General features: G+C 74.0%; 19 protein-coding genes and 1 pseudogene. 16 read left to right on the top strand and 4 right to left on the bottom strand.

Features of this window, described 5'->3' with window-relative positions; translation table 11 throughout:
- The first annotated feature begins 57 nt into the window (after positions 1-57).
- The 9 genes from BM339_RS24070 to BM339_RS24030 all read left to right on the top strand — a co-directional run bounded on the left by BM339_RS24070 (position 58) and on the right by BM339_RS24030 (position 7,929).
- Positions 58-948, top strand: coding sequence for a Vgb family protein (locus BM339_RS24070; RefSeq protein ID WP_075022291.1), 891 nt, complete (start codon positions 58-60; stop codon positions 946-948).
- 64 nt (positions 949-1,012) lie between these two features.
- Positions 1,013-2,410, top strand: a complete 1,398-nt coding sequence (locus BM339_RS24065) for an MFS transporter (RefSeq protein WP_256255432.1) — start codon at positions 1,013-1,015, stop codon at positions 2,408-2,410.
- 52 nt (positions 2,411-2,462) lie between these two features.
- A complete protein-coding gene (locus BM339_RS24060; RefSeq protein WP_075022290.1) occupies positions 2,463-3,248 on the top strand; it encodes an RNA ligase family protein in 786 nt (261 codons plus the stop codon).
- Positions 3,235-4,359, top strand: a complete 1,125-nt coding sequence (locus tag BM339_RS24055) for an AAA family ATPase (RefSeq protein WP_075022289.1) — start codon at positions 3,235-3,237, stop codon at positions 4,357-4,359. Before BM339_RS24060 ends, BM339_RS24055 begins: the two co-directional genes overlap by 14 nt.
- Before the next feature lie 64 nt (positions 4,360-4,423).
- The gene (locus BM339_RS24050; RefSeq protein ID WP_024935712.1) at positions 4,424-5,173 is read left to right on the top strand and encodes an SDR family oxidoreductase; all 750 of its coding nucleotides are present in this window, start codon (positions 4,424-4,426) and stop codon (positions 5,171-5,173) included.
- 103 nt (positions 5,174-5,276) lie between these two features.
- The gene (locus BM339_RS24045; protein ID WP_021599358.1) at positions 5,277-5,765 is read left to right on the top strand and encodes a phage holin family protein; all 489 of its coding nucleotides are present in this window, start codon (positions 5,277-5,279) and stop codon (positions 5,763-5,765) included.
- Positions 5,762-6,208: a DUF3618 domain-containing protein gene (locus BM339_RS50775; protein ID WP_075022288.1), complete on the top strand. Its 447-nt coding sequence runs from the start codon at positions 5,762-5,764 to the stop codon at positions 6,206-6,208. Before BM339_RS24045 ends, BM339_RS50775 begins: the two co-directional genes overlap by 4 nt.
- Before the next feature lie 25 nt (positions 6,209-6,233).
- Positions 6,234-7,301 carry a YihY/virulence factor BrkB family protein gene (locus tag BM339_RS24035; RefSeq protein ID WP_083597858.1) on the top strand — a complete coding sequence of 356 codons (1,068 nt, stop codon included), beginning with the start codon at positions 6,234-6,236 and terminating at the stop codon, positions 7,299-7,301.
- A 61-nt stretch (positions 7,302-7,362) separates the two neighbouring features.
- Positions 7,363-7,929, top strand: coding sequence for a GNAT family N-acetyltransferase (locus tag BM339_RS24030; protein ID WP_075022287.1), 567 nt, complete (start codon positions 7,363-7,365; stop codon positions 7,927-7,929).
- Between the two features lie 13 nt (positions 7,930-7,942).
- On the opposite strand, the gene BM339_RS24025 is transcribed toward BM339_RS24030, so the two are convergent.
- Positions 7,943-8,917: a helix-turn-helix transcriptional regulator gene (locus tag BM339_RS24025; protein ID WP_021599363.1), complete on the bottom strand. Its 975-nt coding sequence runs from the start codon at positions 8,915-8,917 to the stop codon at positions 7,943-7,945.
- An 82-nt stretch (positions 8,918-8,999) separates the two neighbouring features.
- Here BM339_RS24025 and BM339_RS24020 point away from each other — a divergent pair, with 82 nt between their 5' ends.
- On the top strand, positions 9,000-9,794 hold the full coding sequence (locus BM339_RS24020) for an alpha/beta fold hydrolase (RefSeq protein ID WP_256255431.1): 795 nt from the start codon (positions 9,000-9,002) through the stop codon (positions 9,792-9,794).
- A gap of 131 nt (positions 9,795-9,925) precedes the next feature.
- The gene (locus BM339_RS24015; protein WP_075022284.1) at positions 9,926-10,960 is read left to right on the top strand and encodes an alpha/beta hydrolase; all 1,035 of its coding nucleotides are present in this window, start codon (positions 9,926-9,928) and stop codon (positions 10,958-10,960) included.
- 157 nt (positions 10,961-11,117) lie between these two features.
- Here BM339_RS24015 and BM339_RS24010 read toward each other — a convergent pair whose 3' ends face one another.
- Positions 11,118-12,992, bottom strand: a complete 1,875-nt coding sequence (locus BM339_RS24010; RefSeq protein WP_075022283.1) for a glycoside hydrolase family 3 protein — start codon at positions 12,990-12,992, stop codon at positions 11,118-11,120.
- Between the two features lie 187 nt (positions 12,993-13,179).
- On the opposite strand from BM339_RS24010, the gene BM339_RS24005 reads away from it, so the two are divergent.
- Together BM339_RS24005 and BM339_RS24000 are read left to right on the top strand one after the other, a co-directional pair.
- On the top strand, positions 13,180-13,626 hold the full coding sequence (locus BM339_RS24005; RefSeq protein ID WP_200871881.1) for a helix-turn-helix domain-containing protein: 447 nt from the start codon (positions 13,180-13,182) through the stop codon (positions 13,624-13,626).
- Positions 13,619-13,987 (top strand): DUF4180 domain-containing protein, encoded by a 369-nt coding sequence (locus BM339_RS24000; RefSeq protein WP_075022282.1) that lies wholly within the window; start codon positions 13,619-13,621, stop codon positions 13,985-13,987. Before BM339_RS24005 ends, BM339_RS24000 begins: the two co-directional genes overlap by 8 nt.
- A gap of 39 nt (positions 13,988-14,026) precedes the next feature.
- Here BM339_RS24000 and BM339_RS23995 read toward each other — a convergent pair whose 3' ends face one another.
- On the bottom strand, positions 14,027-15,253 hold the full coding sequence (locus BM339_RS23995) for an AI-2E family transporter (RefSeq protein ID WP_021600271.1): 1,227 nt from the start codon (positions 15,251-15,253) through the stop codon (positions 14,027-14,029).
- A 75-nt stretch (positions 15,254-15,328) separates the two neighbouring features.
- The gene (locus tag BM339_RS23990; RefSeq protein ID WP_075022281.1) at positions 15,329-16,606 is read right to left on the bottom strand and encodes an APC family permease; all 1,278 of its coding nucleotides are present in this window, start codon (positions 16,604-16,606) and stop codon (positions 15,329-15,331) included.
- 87 nt (positions 16,607-16,693) lie between these two features.
- Here BM339_RS23990 and BM339_RS23985 point away from each other — a divergent pair, with 87 nt between their 5' ends.
- From BM339_RS23985 to BM339_RS23975, 3 genes and pseudogenes are all read left to right on the top strand, one after another.
- A complete protein-coding gene (locus tag BM339_RS23985; protein ID WP_075022280.1) occupies positions 16,694-17,473 on the top strand; it encodes a metalloregulator ArsR/SmtB family transcription factor in 780 nt (259 codons plus the stop codon).
- Positions 17,460-17,849, top strand: a complete 390-nt coding sequence (locus tag BM339_RS23980; RefSeq protein ID WP_021599855.1) for a VOC family protein — start codon at positions 17,460-17,462, stop codon at positions 17,847-17,849. The genes BM339_RS23985 and BM339_RS23980 overlap by 14 nt, the downstream gene beginning before the upstream one ends.
- Positions 17,850-18,074: 225 nt before the next feature.
- A pseudogene (locus BM339_RS23975) lies at positions 18,075-18,652 on the top strand (DNA-directed RNA polymerase subunit beta); the annotation flags it as partial.

Below are 18,652 nucleotides of genomic sequence, written 5' to 3'. Positions count from 1 at the left end.
GTTGCGTTAACCTCGGCGCTGGGCGGAAACAGCAGTGGAGGACGAGGGGGGACGATCATGCCGCAGGGTTCGCACGCCACGATCAGGGAGTTCACGGTCTCGGGCCCGGACGCGGGCCCGTACGGCATCGCCGCCGGGCCGGACGGGGCGCTGTGGTGCACGCTCGTCCACGACGGCCGGATCGCGCGCCTGACGCCGGGCGGGGACCTCACCCTGCACGGTCCCGTCACCGGCGGCCCGATGATCATCACGGCGGGCCCGGACGGCGCGCTGTGGTTCACCGCCTTCCAGGGCGCCGTGGTGGGCCGGATCAGCACCGCGGGCGAGATCACCGAGTTCGCCGTCCCCGAGGGCTGCGGCCCCTGCGGGATCGCGGCCGGGCCGGACGGCGCCCTCTGGTTCACCCAGATGCACACCGGGCGCATCGGCCGGATCACCGTGGACGGGCGGGTGACCGACCATCCGGTCCCGGGCGAGGGCACGATGCCGTCGATGATCACCGCGGGCCCGGACGAGGCCCTGTGGTTCACCCTCAACCAGGGCAACGCCATCGGGCGGATCGCCCCCGGCGGGGACGTCACCGTCCACGCGCTGCCCACCGAGGGGTCCGCGCCGGTCGGCATCACCGCCGGGCCGGACGGCGCGCTGTGGTTCGTCGAGATCGGCACCGGGCACATCGGGCAGATCACCACCGACGGGAAGGTCACCGAGTTCCCGCTGCCCGACCCCGCCTCCCGCCCGCACGCGATCGTCACCGGCCCCGGCGACGACCTGTGGTTCACCGAGTGGGGCACCGCGCACATCGGGCGGATCACCCCCGACGGGCGGATCGACGAGCATCCGCTGCCGACGCCCGGATCCGAGCCGCACGGCCTGGCCGTCGGGCCGGACGGCGCGCTGTGGGTCGCCCTGGAGACGGGCGCCATCGCCCGCGTCGCCGTCGGCTGACCGCTTCCCTGCCGCCGCGGACGGTTCGGGCCACACCGAAGCATCCCGCCGCCACCGTGGGGGCATGGGTTCCACGACACATGCCACCGCCGGTCCCGAGACCCGCGTGCCCGTCCCCCGGCGCGGGGCGGCACTGGCCATCCTGTGCGCCGGGATGTTCCTGGTCCTGCTGGACGTGACGATCGTCAACGTCGCGCTTCCAGGGATCGGACGGGCGCTCGGCACCGGCCTGCCCGGCCTGCAGGGGGTCGTGGACGGGTACGCGGTCGCGATCGCGGGGCTGCTGCTCGGCGGCGGCGCCCTCGGCGACCGGATCGGCCACCGCAGGACGACCTTCGCCGGCTTCGCCCTGTTCGGGCTGGCGTCGCTGGCCTGCGGGGCCGCGCCCGGAGCCGGGCCGCTCATCGCGGCGCGCGTCGCCCAGGGGGCCGGGGCGGCGCTGCTCCTGCCCGGCAGCCTCGCCCTCGTCACCGCCATGTACCCGGGGCGCGCGGAGCAGGCGCGGGCGCTCGGGGCGTGGGCTGGCATCTCCTCCACGGCACTGCCCGCGGGACCGCTGCTGGGCGGGCTGCTCGCCGACACCGCGGGCTGGCGCTGGATCTTCCTGCTGAACGTCCCGATCACGGCCATGGCGATCATCGGCGTCAGCCTCCTCGTCCGCCCGCCCGAGGGCCGTGACGCGGGGCGGCGACCGGACGTCCCTCTGGATCGCGCCGGGCTGGTTCTGGCGCCGCTCACCCTGGGCGGCCTGGTCTGGACCGTCATCGCCGCCGGCCACGGTCATCCGGGGACGGCCGCCGGCACCGCCGTCCTCACCCTGGCCGCGGGGGCCGCGTTCGTGGTCGCCGAGCGGCGGGCGGCGGCGCCGATCGTGCCGGGCGGGCTGCTGCGCGCCCCGGCGTTCCTCGGCGCGGGCGCCATCGCGCTGATCATGAACCTGGTCACCAACGGGGTGCTGTTCGTCGCCACGCTGTGGCTCCAGCAGGATGGGCACCGCTCCGCCCTGACCGCCGGCGCGATGCTGCTGCCGATGGCCGCCCCGCTGGCGTTCCTGGCCCCGGTCAGCGGGCGGCTCACGGCCCGGTACGGGACGCGGGTGCCGATCGCCGCGGGCGCCGCGATCGCCGCCGCCGGATGCGTGTCGCTGCTCGGCGCCGGGCCCGGCGGGTACGCGGCGCTGCTTCCGGCGCTGCTCGGCATCGGGATCGGGGACGGGCTGATCGTCACCTCCGTGGTCGCCGCCGCGATGCGCGCCGCGCCGCCCGCGGACGCCGGCCTGGCCGGGGGCTTCAGCAACACCGCCCGCCAGATCGGGACGGCGCTCGGCGTCGCGGTGTACGGAACCGTCGCCGGCCCCGCGCCGCGACCGGCGTTCACCTCCGGCCTGCACACCCTGGCCTGGGCGAGCATCGCGCTGTGGCTGGCCGCGCTCGCGCTGACCCGCGTCGTCCCGGCCCGCTGAGGCGCCGAAAACCGGTCGACATGATCGGGCGCGCTCGCCTACAACGGTCGGCATGCTTCGCAAGTACCCCCGGACCCGGCACATCGAGGGCTCCCGGCTCCAGCCAGGCGACCACGATCTCGCCGCGGTGCCGTTCGCGGCCATCGCCGGGCGGTACCTGGTGGTGGAGGAGAAACTCGACGGCGCCAACGCCGGCATCAGCTTCACCCCGGACGGTGACCTGCGGCTCCAGAGCCGCGGCCACTACCTGACCGGCGGGCCGCGCGAGCGCCAGTTCGGGCCGTTCAAGGCGTGGGCGGCGTCGGTCCAGCACGTCCTGCGCGAGCGTCTGCGGGACCGCTACGTCCTGTACGGGGAGTGGCTGTACGCCAAGCACACCGTCTTCTACGACGCGCTCCCCCACTACTTCTGCGAGTTCGACGTCCTCGACCTGGCGGACGGGACGTTCCTGTCGACCGCGCGGCGCCGGGAGCTGCTGGAGGGGACGCCGGTAGTGCCGGTCCCCGTCCTGCACGAGGGCCCCCTGCCGGAGGTGGCCGCGCTGACCGCGCTCGCGGGGCCGTCCACGTGCCGCACCCCGGCGTGGCGGGACGCGCTGCGGGACGCGACGCGGGCGGGCGGCGCCGACCCCGATCGCGTCACCGAGGAGACCGACACCTCCGAGGAGATGGAGGGCCTCTACATCAAGGTGGAGGAGGACGGGCAGACCGTCGGCCGCTACAAGTGGGTCCGGCCGAGCTTCCTCACCGCGATCCTGGACTCCGGCACCCACTGGCAGGACCGGCCGATCGTCGCCAACGGGCTCGCCGACCCGGAGGTGTTGTATGCGGGTGTTTGAGGAGCTGTGCCCGGCGCCGCCGCACTGGACCGTCCCCTGGGACCGAATCCGCGACGCCTTCGACTGGGTGCGCGACTTGGCCGGGGTCCCGCAGGACGCGGTCTACCACGGCGAGGGCGACGTCGAGGTCCACACCCGGCTGGCGTGCGAGGCGCTGGCGTCGCTGCCGCAGTGGCGGGCGCGACCCGCGGCCGAGCGGGTGCGGCTGTTCACGACCGTGCTGATGCACGACATCGCCAAGCCGCACTGCACCGCCGTCGACGACGACGGCCGCATCACCGCCCGCGGCCACTCCCGGCGCGGCGACCTGATGGTGCGCCGCATCCTGTGGGAGCTGGGCGCGCCGGTCGCGTGGCGCGAGCACGTGGCCGCGCTGATCCGCCACCACCAGGTGCCGTTCTGGGCGCTGGAGCGCCCCGACCTGCAGCAGATCGCGTTCCGGGTCAGCCTGCTGGCCCGCAACGACGACCTGGTGCTGCTGGCGTCGGCCGACATCCTCGGCCGGATCTGCCCCGACACCGAGGAGCTGCTGGAGAACGTCGCCCTGTACGGGGAGTACTGCGCCGAGCAGGACTGCCTGGACGGGCCGCGCGCGTTCCCGTCCGACCACGCCCGGTTCTGGTACTTCCGCAAGCCCGGCCGCGACCCCGGGTACGCCGCCTACGACGACACGCGCTGCACCGTGACCGTCCTGTCCGGCCTGCCGGGCGTGGGCAAGGACCACTGGATCGAGGCGAACCGGCCGGACGTGCCGGTCGTCAGCCTCGACCGGCTCCGCGCCGAGATGGGCGTCGACCCGGCCGGCGACCAGCGCGCCGTGGCCGCCGCCGCGCACGAGCTGGCCCGCGGGCACCTGCGCGCCGGGCGGTCGTTCGTGTGGAACGCCACCAACGTGTCGCGGACGCAGCGCGACCTGTGCACCGGCCTCATCGCCGGCTACCGGGGGCGCGTCGAGGTGGTCGCGCTGGAGGCGCCGCCGCGGGTGCTGCGGGACCGCAACCGGGCGCGGGCGGCGCCGGTCCCGGACGCGGTGATCAACCGGCTCGTCCGCCGCTGGGAGACCCCCGACCCGACCGAGGCGCACCGCGTCGACTGGCTCGCCACCGTCTGAGCTGGTACGTCTGAGCTGGTACGCCTGAGCTGACAGGCGAGCGGTATCGGACGGGAGGTCGCCGATGGAGGGACGGGTCGCGCTGGTGACGGGCGCCGGATCGGGCATCGGCGCCGCGATCGCGGCGGCGCTGCTGGACGGCGGCTGGCGCGTCGCGCTGGCCGGGCGCCGCGCCGGGCGCCTGGAGGAGGCGGCGGCGCGCGGCGGGGCCGGGGAGGCGCTGGCGGTGCCCGCCGACGTCACCGACCCCGGCTCGGTCGAGGGGCTGTTCGGCGCCGTCCGCGACCGGTGGGGGCGCCTGGACCTGCTGGTCAACAACGCGGGCGTGTTCGGTGCGTCCGCGCCCGTGGAGGAGTTCTCCCACGACGAGTGGCGCACGGTGGTCGACACCAACCTGACCGGCGCGTTCCTGTGCGCGCAGCAGGCGTTCCGGATGATGAAGGACCAGGACCCGCAGGGCGGCCGGATCATCAACAACGGGTCCCTGTCGGCGCACACGCCGCGTCCCCGGTCGGTGGCCTACACCGCCAGCAAGCACGCCGTGACGGGGCTGACCAAGACGCTGTCGCTGGAGGGCCGCCCGTACCGGATCGCCTGCGGGCAGATCGACGTGGGCAACGCCGCCACCGAGCTGACCGGCGGTTTCGGCGCGGGCACCCTGCAGGCGGACGGGACGGTGAAGGCCGAGCCGAGGATGGACGTGCGCCACGTCGTCGACGCCGTCCTCTACATGGCCGGGCTGCCGCTGGAGGCCAACGTCCAGTCGTTGACGGTGATGGCCACCACGATGCCCTCGTTCGTGGGCCGCGGCTGACCCCCGCGTTCACCGCGGGTCGGGGCGCGGACACGTTTAGCCCATGAGCTGAGGGAACGCCACCACCAGGCTTCGTAACGATATGCGGAGGAGGCCTGGAGCGATGAGCATCGCGCGTCGGCAACACGATGGTGAGGGCCAGGCCGGGACGCTGGGAGCACACCGGCAGGATTTCGGGCGCGCACCGGAGTCCGGTGACGGGCGTCACGGGGCGGGCACGGGCGAGCTGGTCCGGCAGGCCGCGCAGCAGGTGTCGGAGCTGATGCGCGCCGAGATGCGCCTGGCGGCGGCCGAGCTGAAGGACAAGGCCCGCCACGCCGGCACCGGCGCGGGCATGTTCGGCGGCGCGGCCCTGGTCGCCCTCTACGGGCTGGGGGCGCTGCTGGCCGCGGCGATCGCGGGGATCGCGGTGACGCTGCCGGTGTGGGCCGCGGCGCTGATCATCGGCGGGTTCCTGATGCTGGTGGCGGGTGTGCTGGCGATGCTGGGCCGCGCGCAGACCAGGCGCGCCACACCGCCCCGGCCGGAGAAGGCGATGGACGAGGCCCGGCAGGCCGTGGCCGAGCTGAAGGAGAGGGCGACGCACCGATGACCACGCAGGGCAAGCACGGCGCGGCCGCCGGGACCGAGGAGCTGCGCCAGGACGTCGACCGGGCGCGCCACGAGCTCGGTGACACGGTGGAGCAGCTGGCCGCGAAGGCCGATGTGAGGGCGATGGCCCGGCAGAAGGCCGAGTACGCGCGGGGCAGGGCCCGCGACGCGGCCGCGTCGGCGTGGCGGGCGGCCGGCTCGGAGAAGACGGTGTCCAGGGCGCGGCGGGGCGGGATCGTGATCGGCTCCGCGGGCGCCGTCGCCGGCGCCGCCCTGTGGATGCGCCGCCGGGGGATGCGGCTCGGCGGCACGCCGCGGATGCGGCTCCGGGGCACGCCGCGGATGCGGCTCGGCCGCGGCCGCAGGGCACCGGTCCAGGTCCGGTTCCGCACCGGCCAGAAGCGCGCCATCGAGGTGCGCCGCCGGCGCCGGAAGTTCTTCTGAGAGGGCCGGGAAAGAGGACGGACTCATGCACGGCCGAACCAGCGCGTTCCTGCGCAGAGGACCCGGCGCGCCGACAGATCTGCCCGTGCGGTCGTGGGGGCAGGCGCTCAAGCGCACCACCGGCGAGTTCAAGAAGGACAACCTGTCCGACTGGGCCGCCGCGCTCACCTACTACTCCATCCTGTCGATCTTCCCGGCGATCCTGGTGGTGGTGTCGCTGGTGGGCCTGGCCGGCCAGTCGGCCACCGACGACCTGATCGACAGCGTCGGGGACCTGGCGCCCGGATCGGTCCGGGACCTGCTGATCAGCAGCATCCGGCAGCTGGAGGGCGGCAGCGGCGGCGCGGGCGTCGTCGCGGTGCTGAGCCTGGGCGCCGCGGTGTGGTCGGCGTCGGGGTACGTAGGGGCGTTCATGCGCGCCTCCAACGTCGTCTACGACGTGCCCGAGGGCCGGCCGTTCTGGAAGACCGTGCCGATCCGCGTCGGCGTCACGCTGCTGACGCTGGTGCTGCTGTCGGCGTCGGTGATCGCGGTGGTCGTGTCAGGGCCGCTGGCCCGGGAGATCGGCGAGATTCTCGGGCTCGGCTCGCAGGCGGTCACGATCTGGGGCATCGCCAAGTGGCCGGTGCTGGTGCTGGTGGTGAGCCTGCTGTTCTCGCTGCTGTACTGGGCCTCCCCCAACGCGAGGCGCGGGTTCCGGTGGGTCACGGCGGGCGGCGTCCTGGCGATCGTCCTGTGGCTGGCCGCGTCCGGGCTGTTCGCGCTGTACGTGGCGAACTTCGCCTCCTACAACAAGACCTACGGCAGCCTGGCCGGGATCATCATCTTCCTGGTGTGGCTGTGGATCACCAACCTGGCGATCCTGCTGGGCGCCGAGCTGAACGCCGAGATCGAGCGCGGCCGGGCGATCGCCGGCGGGCAGTCGGCCAAGGAGGAGCCGTACGTGGAGTTCCGCGACACCCGCGCGTTCGACGAGGACGAGCGGCGCGAGACCGGTGTCGGGGAGACCGGGACGCCGGAGGAGGCGGGGACCGGGGACAAGGCCGCGGAGGCCGGGCGGCGGGAGCACGGGAGCGGCGCCCACCGGTCCTAGGGCGGCCGTCCCGGGGAATCACGGGTCGCATAAGGGCGATTACCGTGAATAGGATCATCGCATGCTCCGTCCCGCCTATCCGATCGAGACCGAGCGTCTGATCCTGCGGCCGTTCCGCGAGGACGACCTTGAGGGCCTGTACGCCTACCAGTCGCTGCCGGAGGTGGCGCGGTACCTGTACTGGAAACCGCGTTCACTGGAGGAGTCGCGTTCGTTCCTGAAGCAGAAGATGAGCGCGGCGACCGTGGAGAAGGAAGGCGACTGGCTGGTCCTGGCCGTCGAGTGGCGCGAGACCGGCGAGCTGATCGGCGAGGTCAACCTGCAGTGGCGCAGCCGGGAGCACCGGCAGGGCGAGATCGGCTACATCTTCAACCCGGCCTACCACGGCAAGGGGTTCGCCACCGAGGCCGCCGAGGCGGTGCTGCGGCTGGGCTTCGAGGGGCTGGACCTGCACCGGGTGTGCGGCCGGCTGGACGGCCGCAACGCCGCGTCCGCCCGCGTCCTGGAGCGGCTCGGCATGCGCCGCGAGGCGCACCTGATGCAGAACGAGATCGTCAAGGGCGAGTGGAGCGACGAGGTCATCTACGCGATGCTCCGCCACGAGTGGGACGCCCGCACCTCCTTCTGACCCGCGCCGCGGGTCACCGCCCGGCCTGCTCCTGGAGTGAGCGGGCCAGGTCGCGGACGTGGCCGCGCAGCTCGCCGGGGCGGCGGATGACGAACGGGAAGCCGAGTCCGGCCAGCATCCGCGCCATCCCGTCCAGGCGCTCGGCACGGGTGGTCAGCAGCACTCCCCCGGCGTCCTCGGCCAGCGTCGCGGTCGCGGCGGGGATCCGGCGCCGCGCCTCGGCGATCGTGGTCTCCAGCAGCACCTCCACCTCGTGGGCGTAGGGGACGGCGGCCAGTGACCGGGTGACGTGCTGGACGGGGTCGAGGCCGGCGGGCGGCTCGAAGCGCGCGGTGCCGGGCTCGGCGGAGGCGACGCGGTCGATCCGGAACGTGCGGATCTCGCCGCTGCGGTGGTCGTGGCCGGTGACGTACCAGCGGCCGGAGTGGAACACCAGGCCGTAGGGGTCCAGGTCGCGTTCGGTGTCGGCGCCGCGGAAGGAGCGGTAGCGCAGCCGGACGCGGCGGCGTTCGCGGGCGGCCGCGGCGAGGGTGAGGACGGCGCCGGTGTCGGGGGCGGCACCGCGGACGGCGGCGTCCCGCGCGGGGGCGGTGAACCCGAGGGTGTCGCGCAGCGCCTGGACGCGGTCGCGCAGCGCGGCGGGAAGGACGCGCTCCACCTTGGCGAGGGCGCTCTCGGTGGCCTGCCCCGGAAGCCCGATCCGCCGTCCGGCCAGCAGGCCGAGCACCACGGCGGTGGCCTCGTCGTCGGTGAGCATGAGCGGCGGCAGCTTGTAGCCGGGCATGAGCCGGTAGCCGCCGTGGCGCCCGCGTTCGGCGGTGACGGGGACGCCGAGGTCCTCCAGCCGGGCGGCGTAGCGGCGGACGGTGCGCTCGTCCACGCCGAGCCGCCGCGCCAGCTCCGCGCCGCCGATGCGCTGGTTGGCCTGCAGCAGCTCCAGCATGGCCAGGACACGGGTGGTCGGATGCGACGGTGGAGGATGTGACACAGGCCACTCCATAAATCCGGGCGGTTCCTGTCCGGTATCGACCGTAGCGTGGGATCACATCCACGAGAAAGGACGGCCGACCGTGACTTCTGACAGCGGGACTTCTGACACCGTGACCTCCGCCGAGGCGACGTTCGTGCTGGTCCCCGGCTACTGGCTCGGCGCCTGGGCCTGGGACGCGGTGGCGGCGGAGCTGCGCGCGGCGGGGCACGCCGTCCACGCGGTGACCCCCGCCGGGCAGGCCGAGCGGGCGGAGCAGTCCGCGCCCGGCTCCGACGTCGAGACCCAGATCGCCGACCTGGTGAGGCTCATCGAGGACGCGGACATGCGCGAGGTCGTCCTCGTCGCCCACAGCGGCGCCAACATGGCCGTCACCGGCGCCGCCGACCGGATCCCCGAGCGGATCGCCAACGTCGTGTACGTCGACAGCGGGCCGATGCCGTCCGGCATGGCCGGCATCGACTTCCACGACGCCGAGGCGCGCGCCGAGCTCGAGAAGGCGGTCGCCGAGCAGGGCGGCGGATGGCGCATGCCGGTGCCGCCGTTCGACGCCGCCGCCGACCCGGTCAACCTCGCGGGCCTCACCGAGGAGCACCTGGCCGCCATGCGCGGGCGCGGCACGCCCCAGCCGTTCGGCACCGCGACGCAGGCGCTCACCCGCCCCGACCCGCTGCCGGCGACGCCGCGCACGCTCATCGCCACCACGATCCCGCTCGACGCGGTCAGGCAGATGGGCGACAGCGGCCACCCCGTCTTCTCGCTGATGACCGGGCCCGGCTGGACCTACCGGGAGCTGCCGACCGGGCACTGGCCGATGCTGTCGGCGCCGCGCGAGCTCGCCGCGCTGCTGGCCGGGGTCGCCACCGGCGGCTCCTGAAGCACTCACTTCTCCACAGCCGCACGGGCGTTTCTTGTTACCCGCCCATGTAGATCATTCCGGCCGGGTCGAGGACACTCTGCGGAAGTCGCGCGGCCACGGGGGTCGGGCCTGATCCGCGAGGTGAGCAGATGACACCCACCGCCCGCCATCGATCACACCGCGTGCACCGGCGGCGCTCGCTGGCGTCCGGGGCGATCACCGTCGTCGTGGCCGCGGGCCTCGGCGCGGTCGGCACGGGGCCGGCGCGGGCGCTGGCGGGCCCGGTCAAGGCGGACGACGGCGCGCGCATCACCGCGGAGAAGAAGATCGCCTCCCGCGCGGTCGACATCACGATCGCCTCGCCCGCGCTGGGCAAGTCGGTGAAGGCCCGCATCCTGCTCCCGGCGAACTGGTCGCGCAACGCGACGGCGACGTGGCCCGTGCTGTACGCCTTCCACGGCGGGCAGGACAACTACACCTCCTGGACCAAGAACAGCGACATCGAGGCGTGGGCGGCGAAGTACAACGTCATCGTCGTCATGCCGGAGGGCGAGAACGGCTCCTACACCGACTGGTACAACTACGGCAAGGGCGGGTCGCCCAAGTGGGAGACCTTCCACACCGCCGAGGTGCGCCAGCTGATGGAGCGCAACTACCACGCGGGTGCGCTGCGCGCGGCGATCGGCAACTCCTCCGGCGGCGCGGGCGCGATGTCGTACGCGGCGCGGCATCCGGGGCTGTTCAAGTACGCGGCGTCGCTGAGCGGGATCCTGTCGATGCGCTCGATCGGGATGCCGGCGATGCTGATGTTCCTGAACGCCGGCAACGGCCAGGACCCGTTCGCGATCTGGGGCGTCCCGTGGGCCGACGACGCCAACTGGGCGGCGCACGACCCGTCCTCGCTGGCGCCCAAGCTGCGCGGCACGGGGCTGTTCTTCTCCGCCGGCACGACCGGCCGCCCGGGGCCCGGCGACCCGGACGTGGCGCCGTGGGACATCGGCCTGCTCAGCGAGATCGCGGTGGGCGCGAACAACAAGGACTTCAAGAAGCGGCTGGACGAGCTGAAGATCCCCTACACCGCCCACATCTACGGCGACGGCCGCCACAACTGGCCCGCGTGGATCCGTGAGGCGGCGGCGATCTGGCCGACGCTGATGAAGTCGATCGGCGCGCGGAAGGCGTGACGCCGGGGCGCCGCCTCCGCGGACGGCGCCCCCTGGCCCGACATGAACCAGAACCCGGCCCGGTTCCGGTGCGGCTGCGGCTGCCGACCCGGGACCGGGCCGCCGCGTCCGCGGGCGCCCGGCCGCCGACCCGGCCGGGCGCCCGCGTACGCGGCGGTCAGTAGCCCAACCCGTGCCCGTAGGGGTAGAGGACGGAGCCGGGCTGGTCCTTGACGGGGATGGCGACGGGCAGGCGGCCGCGCGGGTTCAGCTCGCCGAACAGCGTCCGGGCGGCCGAGCGCAGCGCCTCGGCGGTGTAGGAGTAGGTGGCGAGGTAGGTGGTCGCCTCGGGGAACCAGGCGATGTCGTAGGGGTCGCGGACCGCGATCACGACGACGGGCCGGCCGGTGGCGATGAGCGCCTTGACGAGGTTCGTCTGGCCGGGCCCGTTGTGGCCTGGCTCGTCCTTGACGTCCCAGGCGCGGTTGGTGACGGCGACGACGAGGTCCTTGTCCTTCGCGGCGGCGACGGCCTGGTCGATCTCGGCCTGGCCGGGGTTGATGCCGGTCTGCCGGATGGTGGTGACGGCGCCGCGGCGGGCGATCTCGGTGCCGAGGGAGGCGGTGGTGGACACCCCCCAGCCGGTGACCAGCACGTCGCGGGCGCCGGGCCGCAGCGGCAGGATCCCGGCGCCGTTCTTGACCAGGGTGGTGGTGCGGTCGGTGGCGCGCTGCGCGACGGCCAGGTGCGCGGGCGTCCCGACGATCTGGTCGATCTTCGACTCGTCGGCGTAGGGGTCGCGGAACAGGCCGCGCTTGCGCTTCAGCTCCAGGATCCGGTAGACGGACTCGTCGAGGCGCTCGCGCGCCAGCTCACCGGTCTTGACGGCGTTGACGACGGCGGCGAGCTGGCGGGGGAACACGCCGTCGCCCTGGGCGTCCGCCGGCGGTTTGAGCAGAACGTCCGCGCCGGCCTTGAGGGCGAGGACGGGAATGTTCTCGTCGCCGTACTTGTCGCGGACGCCCTGCATGTCGAGCGCGTCGGTGACGACGACGCCTCGGTAGCGCAGCTGCTCGCGCAGGATGCCGGTGAGGATGGGCCGCGACAGCGTGGCGGGGTCGCCGGAGGGGTCCAGCGACGGAACAACGATGTGCGCGGTCATGATGGAGTCGACGCCGTGCCGGATCGCGGCGCGGAACGGCGGCAGGTCGAGCCGCTCCCATTCGGCGCGGGTGTGGTCGATGTGCGGGACGCCGGTGTGGCTGTCGGTGGTGGTGTCGCCGTGTCCCGGGAAGTGCTTGACGGTCGGGGTCACTCCCCCGGAGCGGTATCCGCCGACCTGCGCGGTGACCATGGAGGCGACCAGGGCGGGGTCGGACCCGAAGGACCGGACGCCGATGACGGGGTTGGCCGGGTTCACGTTGACGTCGGCGTCGGGCGCGTAGTCCTGGTTGACGCCGATGGCGCGCAGCTCGCGTCCGGTGATGCGGGCCAGGGCGCGGGCGTCGCCGGTGCGTCGCCCGGCGGCCAGCGCCATGGCGCCGGGCGACTGCGTGGCGGGCGGCTGGACGCGGGCGACGATGCCGCCCTCCTGGTCGGTGGCGATCGTGGCGGGGATCTTCAGCGGCGTCGCCGCGGCGGCGCGCTGGATGCCGTTGGAGAAGGCGGCGAGCTGGTGCGGGTCCCGGACGTTCTCGCCGTAGTAGATGATCCCGCCGGGGTGGTAGCGGGCGATGACCTGGGCGGCGTCGTCGACCCCGTACAGCCTGCGGTTGGCGGCGACGGCGGCGGGGTCGGTGGTGGTCGCGCTGGTCCCGAAGATCTGCAGGACGAACAGCTGGGCGGCCTTGTCCTCCAGCGACATCGAGCGCAGGAGCCGCAGCAGCCGCGGGTCCTTGCCGCCGTGCCGCGGGTCCTTGCCGCCGTGCCGCGCGGCCTGCGCCGCCGCGGCGGGCGCCGCGGCGGCGTCCGGTGCGGCCAGGCCGGTCACGGCGAGGGCTCCCGCCGTGAGGCCGGCGAGCCACCGGCGGCGGCGCGTCCTGGGACGGTACATGTCGGCTCCCTCCCGCCCCCGAGCGGCCCGATGATCAAGGTTCCTCCTGGCACGTTAGACCGGCCGGGCGCGCCCGTCCATGGCAATGGTCGACGATCCGCCCGGGAACCGGCCCCGCCCGGCCCCGGCAAGCCGGGCATGCCATAAACATCCGTATCACTCTCTATATACAGTAGTTTAGGGAGTGATGGAGCAGAAAATGTACTCGGTCGAGGAGGTCGCCGATCTCCTCGGGCTGCATGTGCGGACGGTGCGCGGCTACATCCGCGACGGCCGGCTCAACGCGGTGCGGATCGGCAAGCAGTACCGGATCGCCCCGGCGGACCTGGAGGCGCTGACCGGGCGTGCCCGCCGCGCCGCCCCGCTTCCGGGGCCCGGCGCGGTGGAGGTGTCGAGCATCGTGCAGATCGACGGGGTCGGCCGGGCCGCGGCCGACCGGCTGGGCACGCTCGTCCTGGCCGGGATCAGCACCGGCGACCCGGCGCACCCGCTGCGCGTCCAGGTCGTCCACGACGAGGAACGGAACCGGATGAAACTGGTGATCATGGGCGGCGCGGCCGCCACGGCCGACGTCCTGCGGCTGCTGGATTCGGTACTCGGCGGTCTGTCGAACGGGGAGGACGGCGATGCCTGACGTGATCCGGGAACGGGCTGGCGTCGCGGTGCTGACGTGCGACCCGGACGGCCCGCCGGTGGCCACGGTCCAGGACGCGCTCGACCTGATCGGCGCGTCGTTCCTCGGCGCCGAGGCGGTGGCGGTGCCCGTGGCGCGGCTGGACGAGCGGTTCTTCTCGCTCGGCACCCGCCTCGCCGGCGAGATCATGCAGAAGTTCGCCAACTACCGGCTGCGGCTGGCGGTCGTCGGCGACGTCTCCGCGCACGTGGCGGCGAGCCCGGCGCTGCGCGCCCTCGTCCACGAGTCCGGCACCGCCGGCCACGTGTGGTTCGTGCCCGACCTGGACGCGCTGGACGACCGCCTCCGCGCGGTCGCCTGAGCCCGCCGCGCCGGGGTGCGGGTCAGTCGCGGCACCGGGTCAGTCGCGGCGAAGCCACCGCCACCAGCGTCCGGCGGGCGCGTCCGGCTCGGTCAGCGGATGCACCTCCACGTCGTAGCGGCGCACGTAGGCGGTGGCGAAGGCCTGGATGGTGGCGCCGAGCGGGATCGCCAGGAGCACCCCGATGGGCCCGGCGACGGCCGCTCCGGCCAGGATGAGCCCGAACGCGACCGCCGGGTGCATGTCGAGGGTCCGCGCGGTGATGCGCGGCTGCAGCAGGTAGTTCTCCAGCTGCTGGTAGGCCAGGACGAACAGCAGCATCCACAGCGCCGTCGACGGCCCCTTCGTCAGCGCGATGAGCACGGGCACCGCCCCCGCCAGGTAGGTGCCGACGGCCGGGATGAACTGCGACACCACCCCGACCCACAGCGCCAGCGTCGCCGCGTAGGGGACGCCGAGCCCGGCCATGGCGGCGTAGTGGGCGATGCCGGAGATGAGGGCCAGCAGGCCCCGCGAGTAGATGTAGCCGCCGGTCTTGTCGACGGCGATCTCCCAGGCGCGCAGCACCTGGTGCTGGCGTTGCGGCGGCAGCACCGAGCAGACCGTCCGGCGGAACCGCGGGCCCTCCGCCGACAGGTAGAAGGTGAACAGCAGCACGCCGAGGGTGTTGAAGATGACGCCGAACGCGGTGGTGCCGATCCCCCACACGTTGCCCGCGATCGACGACAGGTGGCGGGTCAGCGCGCCGCTGACGGTGGGCAGCCGCTCGAACAGCGTCTCCTGGGACAGGTTCGTCCCGAACGTGTCGTTCACCCAGCCGATGAGGCTGCGGACGTAGCCGGGGAACCCGTCGATGAGGTTGGTGGTCTGGGTGGCCAGCAGCGACCCGATGCCGCCGAGGAACCCGGCGAGCAGCAGGCCGATGACCAGGAACATCGCCCCGGTCGCCAGACCGCGCCGCCACCCGCGCCGCGCCAGCCAGTTCACCGCCGGCTCGATCGCGAACGCCAGGAACAGCGAGATGAGCAGGAGCAGCAGCAGCTCCCGGAGCCGCTCCAGCAGCCACAGCCCCGCCATGAACGCCAGCACGACCGCGCCGGCCAGCACGAACGCCTTCGGCAGCCACGGCGGCATCCGGTGGGCGGGGCCGGCGGCGGCCCGCGCGGCGTGGTCGTCGGGCGGGACGTCGGCGGGCCCGTAGACGGACGCGGGGGCGAACGTCTCACCGGGTGCCTCGCCGGGTGCGCTGCCGGACGTGGGCGGCATTCCCGCACGTTAACGGCACCGCCGGGGTCCTCCCGGACGTCCTGCCCAAGCGCGTGCCCGGCCTTTGCCGAGATTTCACCCCTCGCGCCCCGCGCCGGATGCCCGGTGGCGCAGCACCAGCCACCGGCCGGCCAGCCCGGCGGCGAACATCGCCGCGCCGGCGAGGACGGACGGCCAGGGCAGCGCGGCCGACAGGGTCACGCAGCCGGCGGCGCCGAGCAGGTGCAGGGCGCGCGGCCACCGGCGGTCGGCGGCGGGCTGGGTGAGCGCCGCGGCGTTGGCGATGGCGTAGTAGACCAGGACGCCGAACGAGGAGAAGCCGATCACGCCGCGCAGGTCGGCGGTCGCCACCAGCACGCTCACCGCGGCCGCGAGGGCGATCTCGGCATGGTGCGGCACCCGGTGGCGGGGGTGGACGGCGGCGAGCCGGACGGGCAGGTCACCGTGGCGGGCCATGGCCAGGCCGGTCCGGCCGACACCGGCGATCAGGGCCAGCAGCGCGCCGAGCGCCGCCACCGCCCCGCCGGCCCGCACCACCGGGGCCAGGGCGGGGGCACCGGCCGCCTCGACGGCGGTGGCCAGCGGCGCGGCCGAGCCGGCGAGCCGGTCCGGCCCGGCGGCCACCAGCGCCGCCGTCCCCACCACCAGGTAGATCGCGACCGTGAGGAACAGGGCGATCGGGATGGCGCGGACGATGGTGCGGCGCGGGTCGCGGACCTCCTCCCCCATGGTGGCGATGCGGGCGTAGCCGGCGAAGGCGAAGAACAGCAGCCCCGCGGCCTGCAGGACGCCGTAGGCGCCGCCCGCCCGCAGGGACGCCCACCCGCCCAGGTTCGCGGCGCCGGCGTCGCCGCCCGCAGCGATGCCGGCCACCACGACCGCCAGCGCGGTCAGGGTGCCGGCGACGAGCACCCGGGTGAGCATGGCGGTCCTGGTGACGCCGCGGTAGTTGAGGGCGGCCAGCCCGAGCACGGCCGCGACGGCGGCGGCGCGCTGCGCCCACCAGGGGCCCGGGACCGCGTAGGAGGCGAACGTGAGCGCCATGGCGGCGCACGAGGCGGTCTTGCCGACCACGAACCCCCACCCGGCCGTGAAGCCCCACCAGTGGCCGAGGCGCTCGCGTCCGTAGACGTAGGTGCCGCCGGACGTGGGGTAGACGGCCGCGAGCTGCGCGGAGGCGGTCGCGTTGCAGTACGCGATCACCGCGGCGGCCAGCAGCCCGATCAGCAGGCCGGTGCCGGCGGCGCGGGCGGCGGGGCCGAAGGCGGCGAACACCCCCGCCCCGAGCATCGACCCGAGCCCGATCACCACCGCGTCGCCGGTGCCGAGCCGGCGCGTGAGGTGTTCGGCCATGGCGCGTCTCCTCGGGCTGGGTCGTTCCTCGGCGCCGTCATTCCTCGGCGCTATTCCATCAAACTGGTTTGATGTATCGTCGGTGGCATGGGGTCATCGAGTCAAGCCGCCCCGGCGTTCGTGCGCTTGGCCGCCCACCCGCTGCGCTGGCGGCTGCTGACCGCGCTCGCCGCGGGCGACCTGCGGGTCCGCGAGCTGACGGCGCTGGTCGACGCGCCGCAGAACGCGGTCTCCTACCATCTGCGGCTGCTGCGCGAGGGCGGCCTGGTCACCGCCTCCCGCAGCAGTTTCGACGGCCGCGACAGCTACTACCGGCTGGCTCTGGACCGCTGCGCGCAGGCCCTGGCCGACACCGGGGCCGTCCTGCATCCGGCGCTGCGCCCCGCCCCGCCGCCCCCGGCCGGCCCGCGGCGGTGGCCGCGCGTGTCGGTGCTGTTCGCGTGCACCGGCAACAGCGCCCGCTCGCCGATCGCCGAGGCCCTGCTGCGCCACCACACCGCCGGGGGCGTGACCGTGGCCAGCGCCGGGAGCCGGCCCAGACCGTCCGTCCACCCGCAGGCGGTGCGGATGCTGCGCGAGGAGTACGGCATCGACATCGCCGGCCGGCGGCCCCGCCATCTGGACACCCTGCGCGACCACCGGTTCGACTACGTGATCACTCTGTGCGACAAGGTCCGCGAGGTCTGCCCCGAGTTCGGCGGCGACCCGCAGCGCGTCCACTGGAGCATCGGCGACCCGGCGGCGGGTCCCGCGGGGCGGGCGGAGCACGCCGCGTTCGCCCGCGCCGGGGCGGTCATCGATGCCCGCGTCCGCCACCTGCTGCCCGTCATCGCCCAGACATCGGAGGCCCATCATGACGGCACCTGACCAGTACGCCGGCGTCCGCTACCTCGTGGACGACGTCCAGGCGTGCGTCGACTTCTACACGACCCACCTCGGCTTCACCCTGGGGCGCGACGCCGTGCCCGCCTTCGCCGACGTGGTGCGCGGCCCGCTGCGGCTGCTGCTGTCGGGGCCCGCCAGCTCCGGGGCCCGCGCCACGCCCGCCGACGCGGCCGCCCCGGGCCGCAACCGCATCCACCTGGTCGTCGACGACCTGGCCGCCGAAATCGAGCGGCTCCGCGGCGCGGGCCTGGCCTTCCGCAGCGAGGTGGTCGCCGGGCCCGGCGGGCGGCAGATCCTGCTCGCCGATCCGGCCGGCAACCTGATCGAGCTGTTCCAGCCCGCCTCCGCCACCGCCTGAGCGGGCCGGCCGCCTCCGTCCGATGCGACTTGACGTGGTCCACGTGCGCGTGCGATCCTGGCCACGGCATCGAAGTTGATAATGAATGCGGCACGTGGACATTTCTGTTCACGTGCTTTATGCTGCCCTCTCGCGCTTGCCCTCGATGCCCCACTCCCCTGCGTTGGCTGTGATGGCGTCCGGCGCGCGTGTTCAGTCCGCCGCGAGCCCTCGGAAGGACATCTGTTGGCAGCAGCCTCGCGCAACGCCTCCGCCGTACCCGCTGGTCCTCGTCGCGTGTCGTTCGCGCGCCTTGACGAGCCGCTTGAGGTTCCCGACCTTCTCGCTCTGCAGACCGACTCGTTCGACTGGCTGCTGGGCAATGAGAGGTGGAAGGCCCGGGTCGAGGCGGCCCAGAAGGCCGGTAGTAGGAGTGTCCCGACGCAGTCGGGGCTGGAGGAGATCTTCGAAGAGATCAGTCCGATCGAGGACTTCTCCGGGACGATGTCGCTGTCGTTCCGTGACCACCGGTTCGAACCGCCCAAGTACTCCGTGGAGGAGTGCAAGGACAAGGACATGACCTACTCCGCCCCGATGTTCGTCACGGCGGAGTTCATCAACAACACCACCGGTGAGATCAAGAGCCAGACGGTGTTCATGGGTGACTTCCCGTTGATGTCGCCCAAGGGCACCTTCATCATCAACGGGACCGAGCGGGTGGTGGTCTCCCAGCTGGTCCGCTCGCCCGGCGTGTACTTCGATCGGGCGCTGGACAAGGCGTCGGACAAGGACATCTACGGGTGCCGGGTGATCCCGAGCCGGGG

The organism is Actinomadura madurae, from assembly GCF_900115095.1.
GTDB classification, from domain to species: domain Bacteria; phylum Actinomycetota; class Actinomycetes; order Streptosporangiales; family Streptosporangiaceae; genus Spirillospora; species Spirillospora madurae.
This window is presented reverse-complemented; position numbering and strand designations above follow the sequence as displayed.

What these genes read in the sequence shown, in the direction of transcription:
- BM339_RS24065 (WP_256255432.1), top strand. Translation starts at nt 1,013, where the DNA reads ATGGGTTCCACGACACATGCCACCGCCGGTCCCGAGACCCGCGTGCCC.
- BM339_RS24070 (WP_075022291.1), top strand. Translation starts at nt 58, where the DNA reads ATGCCGCAGGGTTCGCACGCCACGATCAGGGAGTTCACGGTCTCGGGC.
- BM339_RS24030 (WP_075022287.1), top strand. Translation starts at nt 7,363, where the DNA reads ATGCTCCGTCCCGCCTATCCGATCGAGACCGAGCGTCTGATCCTGCGG.
- BM339_RS24000 (WP_075022282.1), top strand. Translation starts at nt 13,619, where the DNA reads ATGCCTGACGTGATCCGGGAACGGGCTGGCGTCGCGGTGCTGACGTGC.
- BM339_RS23990 (WP_075022281.1), bottom strand. Translation starts at nt 16,606, where the DNA reads ATGGCCGAACACCTCACGCGCCGGCTCGGCACCGGCGACGCGGTGGTG.
- BM339_RS24060 (WP_075022290.1), top strand. Translation starts at nt 2,463, where the DNA reads ATGCTTCGCAAGTACCCCCGGACCCGGCACATCGAGGGCTCCCGGCTC.
- BM339_RS24050 (WP_024935712.1), top strand. Translation starts at nt 4,424, where the DNA reads ATGGAGGGACGGGTCGCGCTGGTGACGGGCGCCGGATCGGGCATCGGC.
- BM339_RS23995 (WP_021600271.1), bottom strand. Translation starts at nt 15,253, where the DNA reads ATGCCGCCCACGTCCGGCAGCGCACCCGGCGAGGCACCCGGTGAGACG.
- BM339_RS24005 (WP_200871881.1), top strand. Translation starts at nt 13,180, where the DNA reads ATGGAGCAGAAAATGTACTCGGTCGAGGAGGTCGCCGATCTCCTCGGG.
- BM339_RS23980 (WP_021599855.1), top strand. Translation starts at nt 17,460, where the DNA reads ATGACGGCACCTGACCAGTACGCCGGCGTCCGCTACCTCGTGGACGAC.
- BM339_RS24015 (WP_075022284.1), top strand. Translation starts at nt 9,926, where the DNA reads ATGACACCCACCGCCCGCCATCGATCACACCGCGTGCACCGGCGGCGC.
- BM339_RS24055 (WP_075022289.1), top strand. Translation starts at nt 3,235, where the DNA reads ATGCGGGTGTTTGAGGAGCTGTGCCCGGCGCCGCCGCACTGGACCGTC.
- BM339_RS50775 (WP_075022288.1), top strand. Translation starts at nt 5,762, where the DNA reads ATGACCACGCAGGGCAAGCACGGCGCGGCCGCCGGGACCGAGGAGCTG.
- BM339_RS23985 (WP_075022280.1), top strand. Translation starts at nt 16,694, where the DNA reads ATGGGGTCATCGAGTCAAGCCGCCCCGGCGTTCGTGCGCTTGGCCGCC.
- BM339_RS24045 (WP_021599358.1), top strand. Translation starts at nt 5,277, where the DNA reads ATGAGCATCGCGCGTCGGCAACACGATGGTGAGGGCCAGGCCGGGACG.
- BM339_RS24010 (WP_075022283.1), bottom strand. Translation starts at nt 12,992, where the DNA reads ATGTACCGTCCCAGGACGCGCCGCCGCCGGTGGCTCGCCGGCCTCACG.
- BM339_RS24035 (WP_083597858.1), top strand. Translation starts at nt 6,234, where the DNA reads ATGCACGGCCGAACCAGCGCGTTCCTGCGCAGAGGACCCGGCGCGCCG.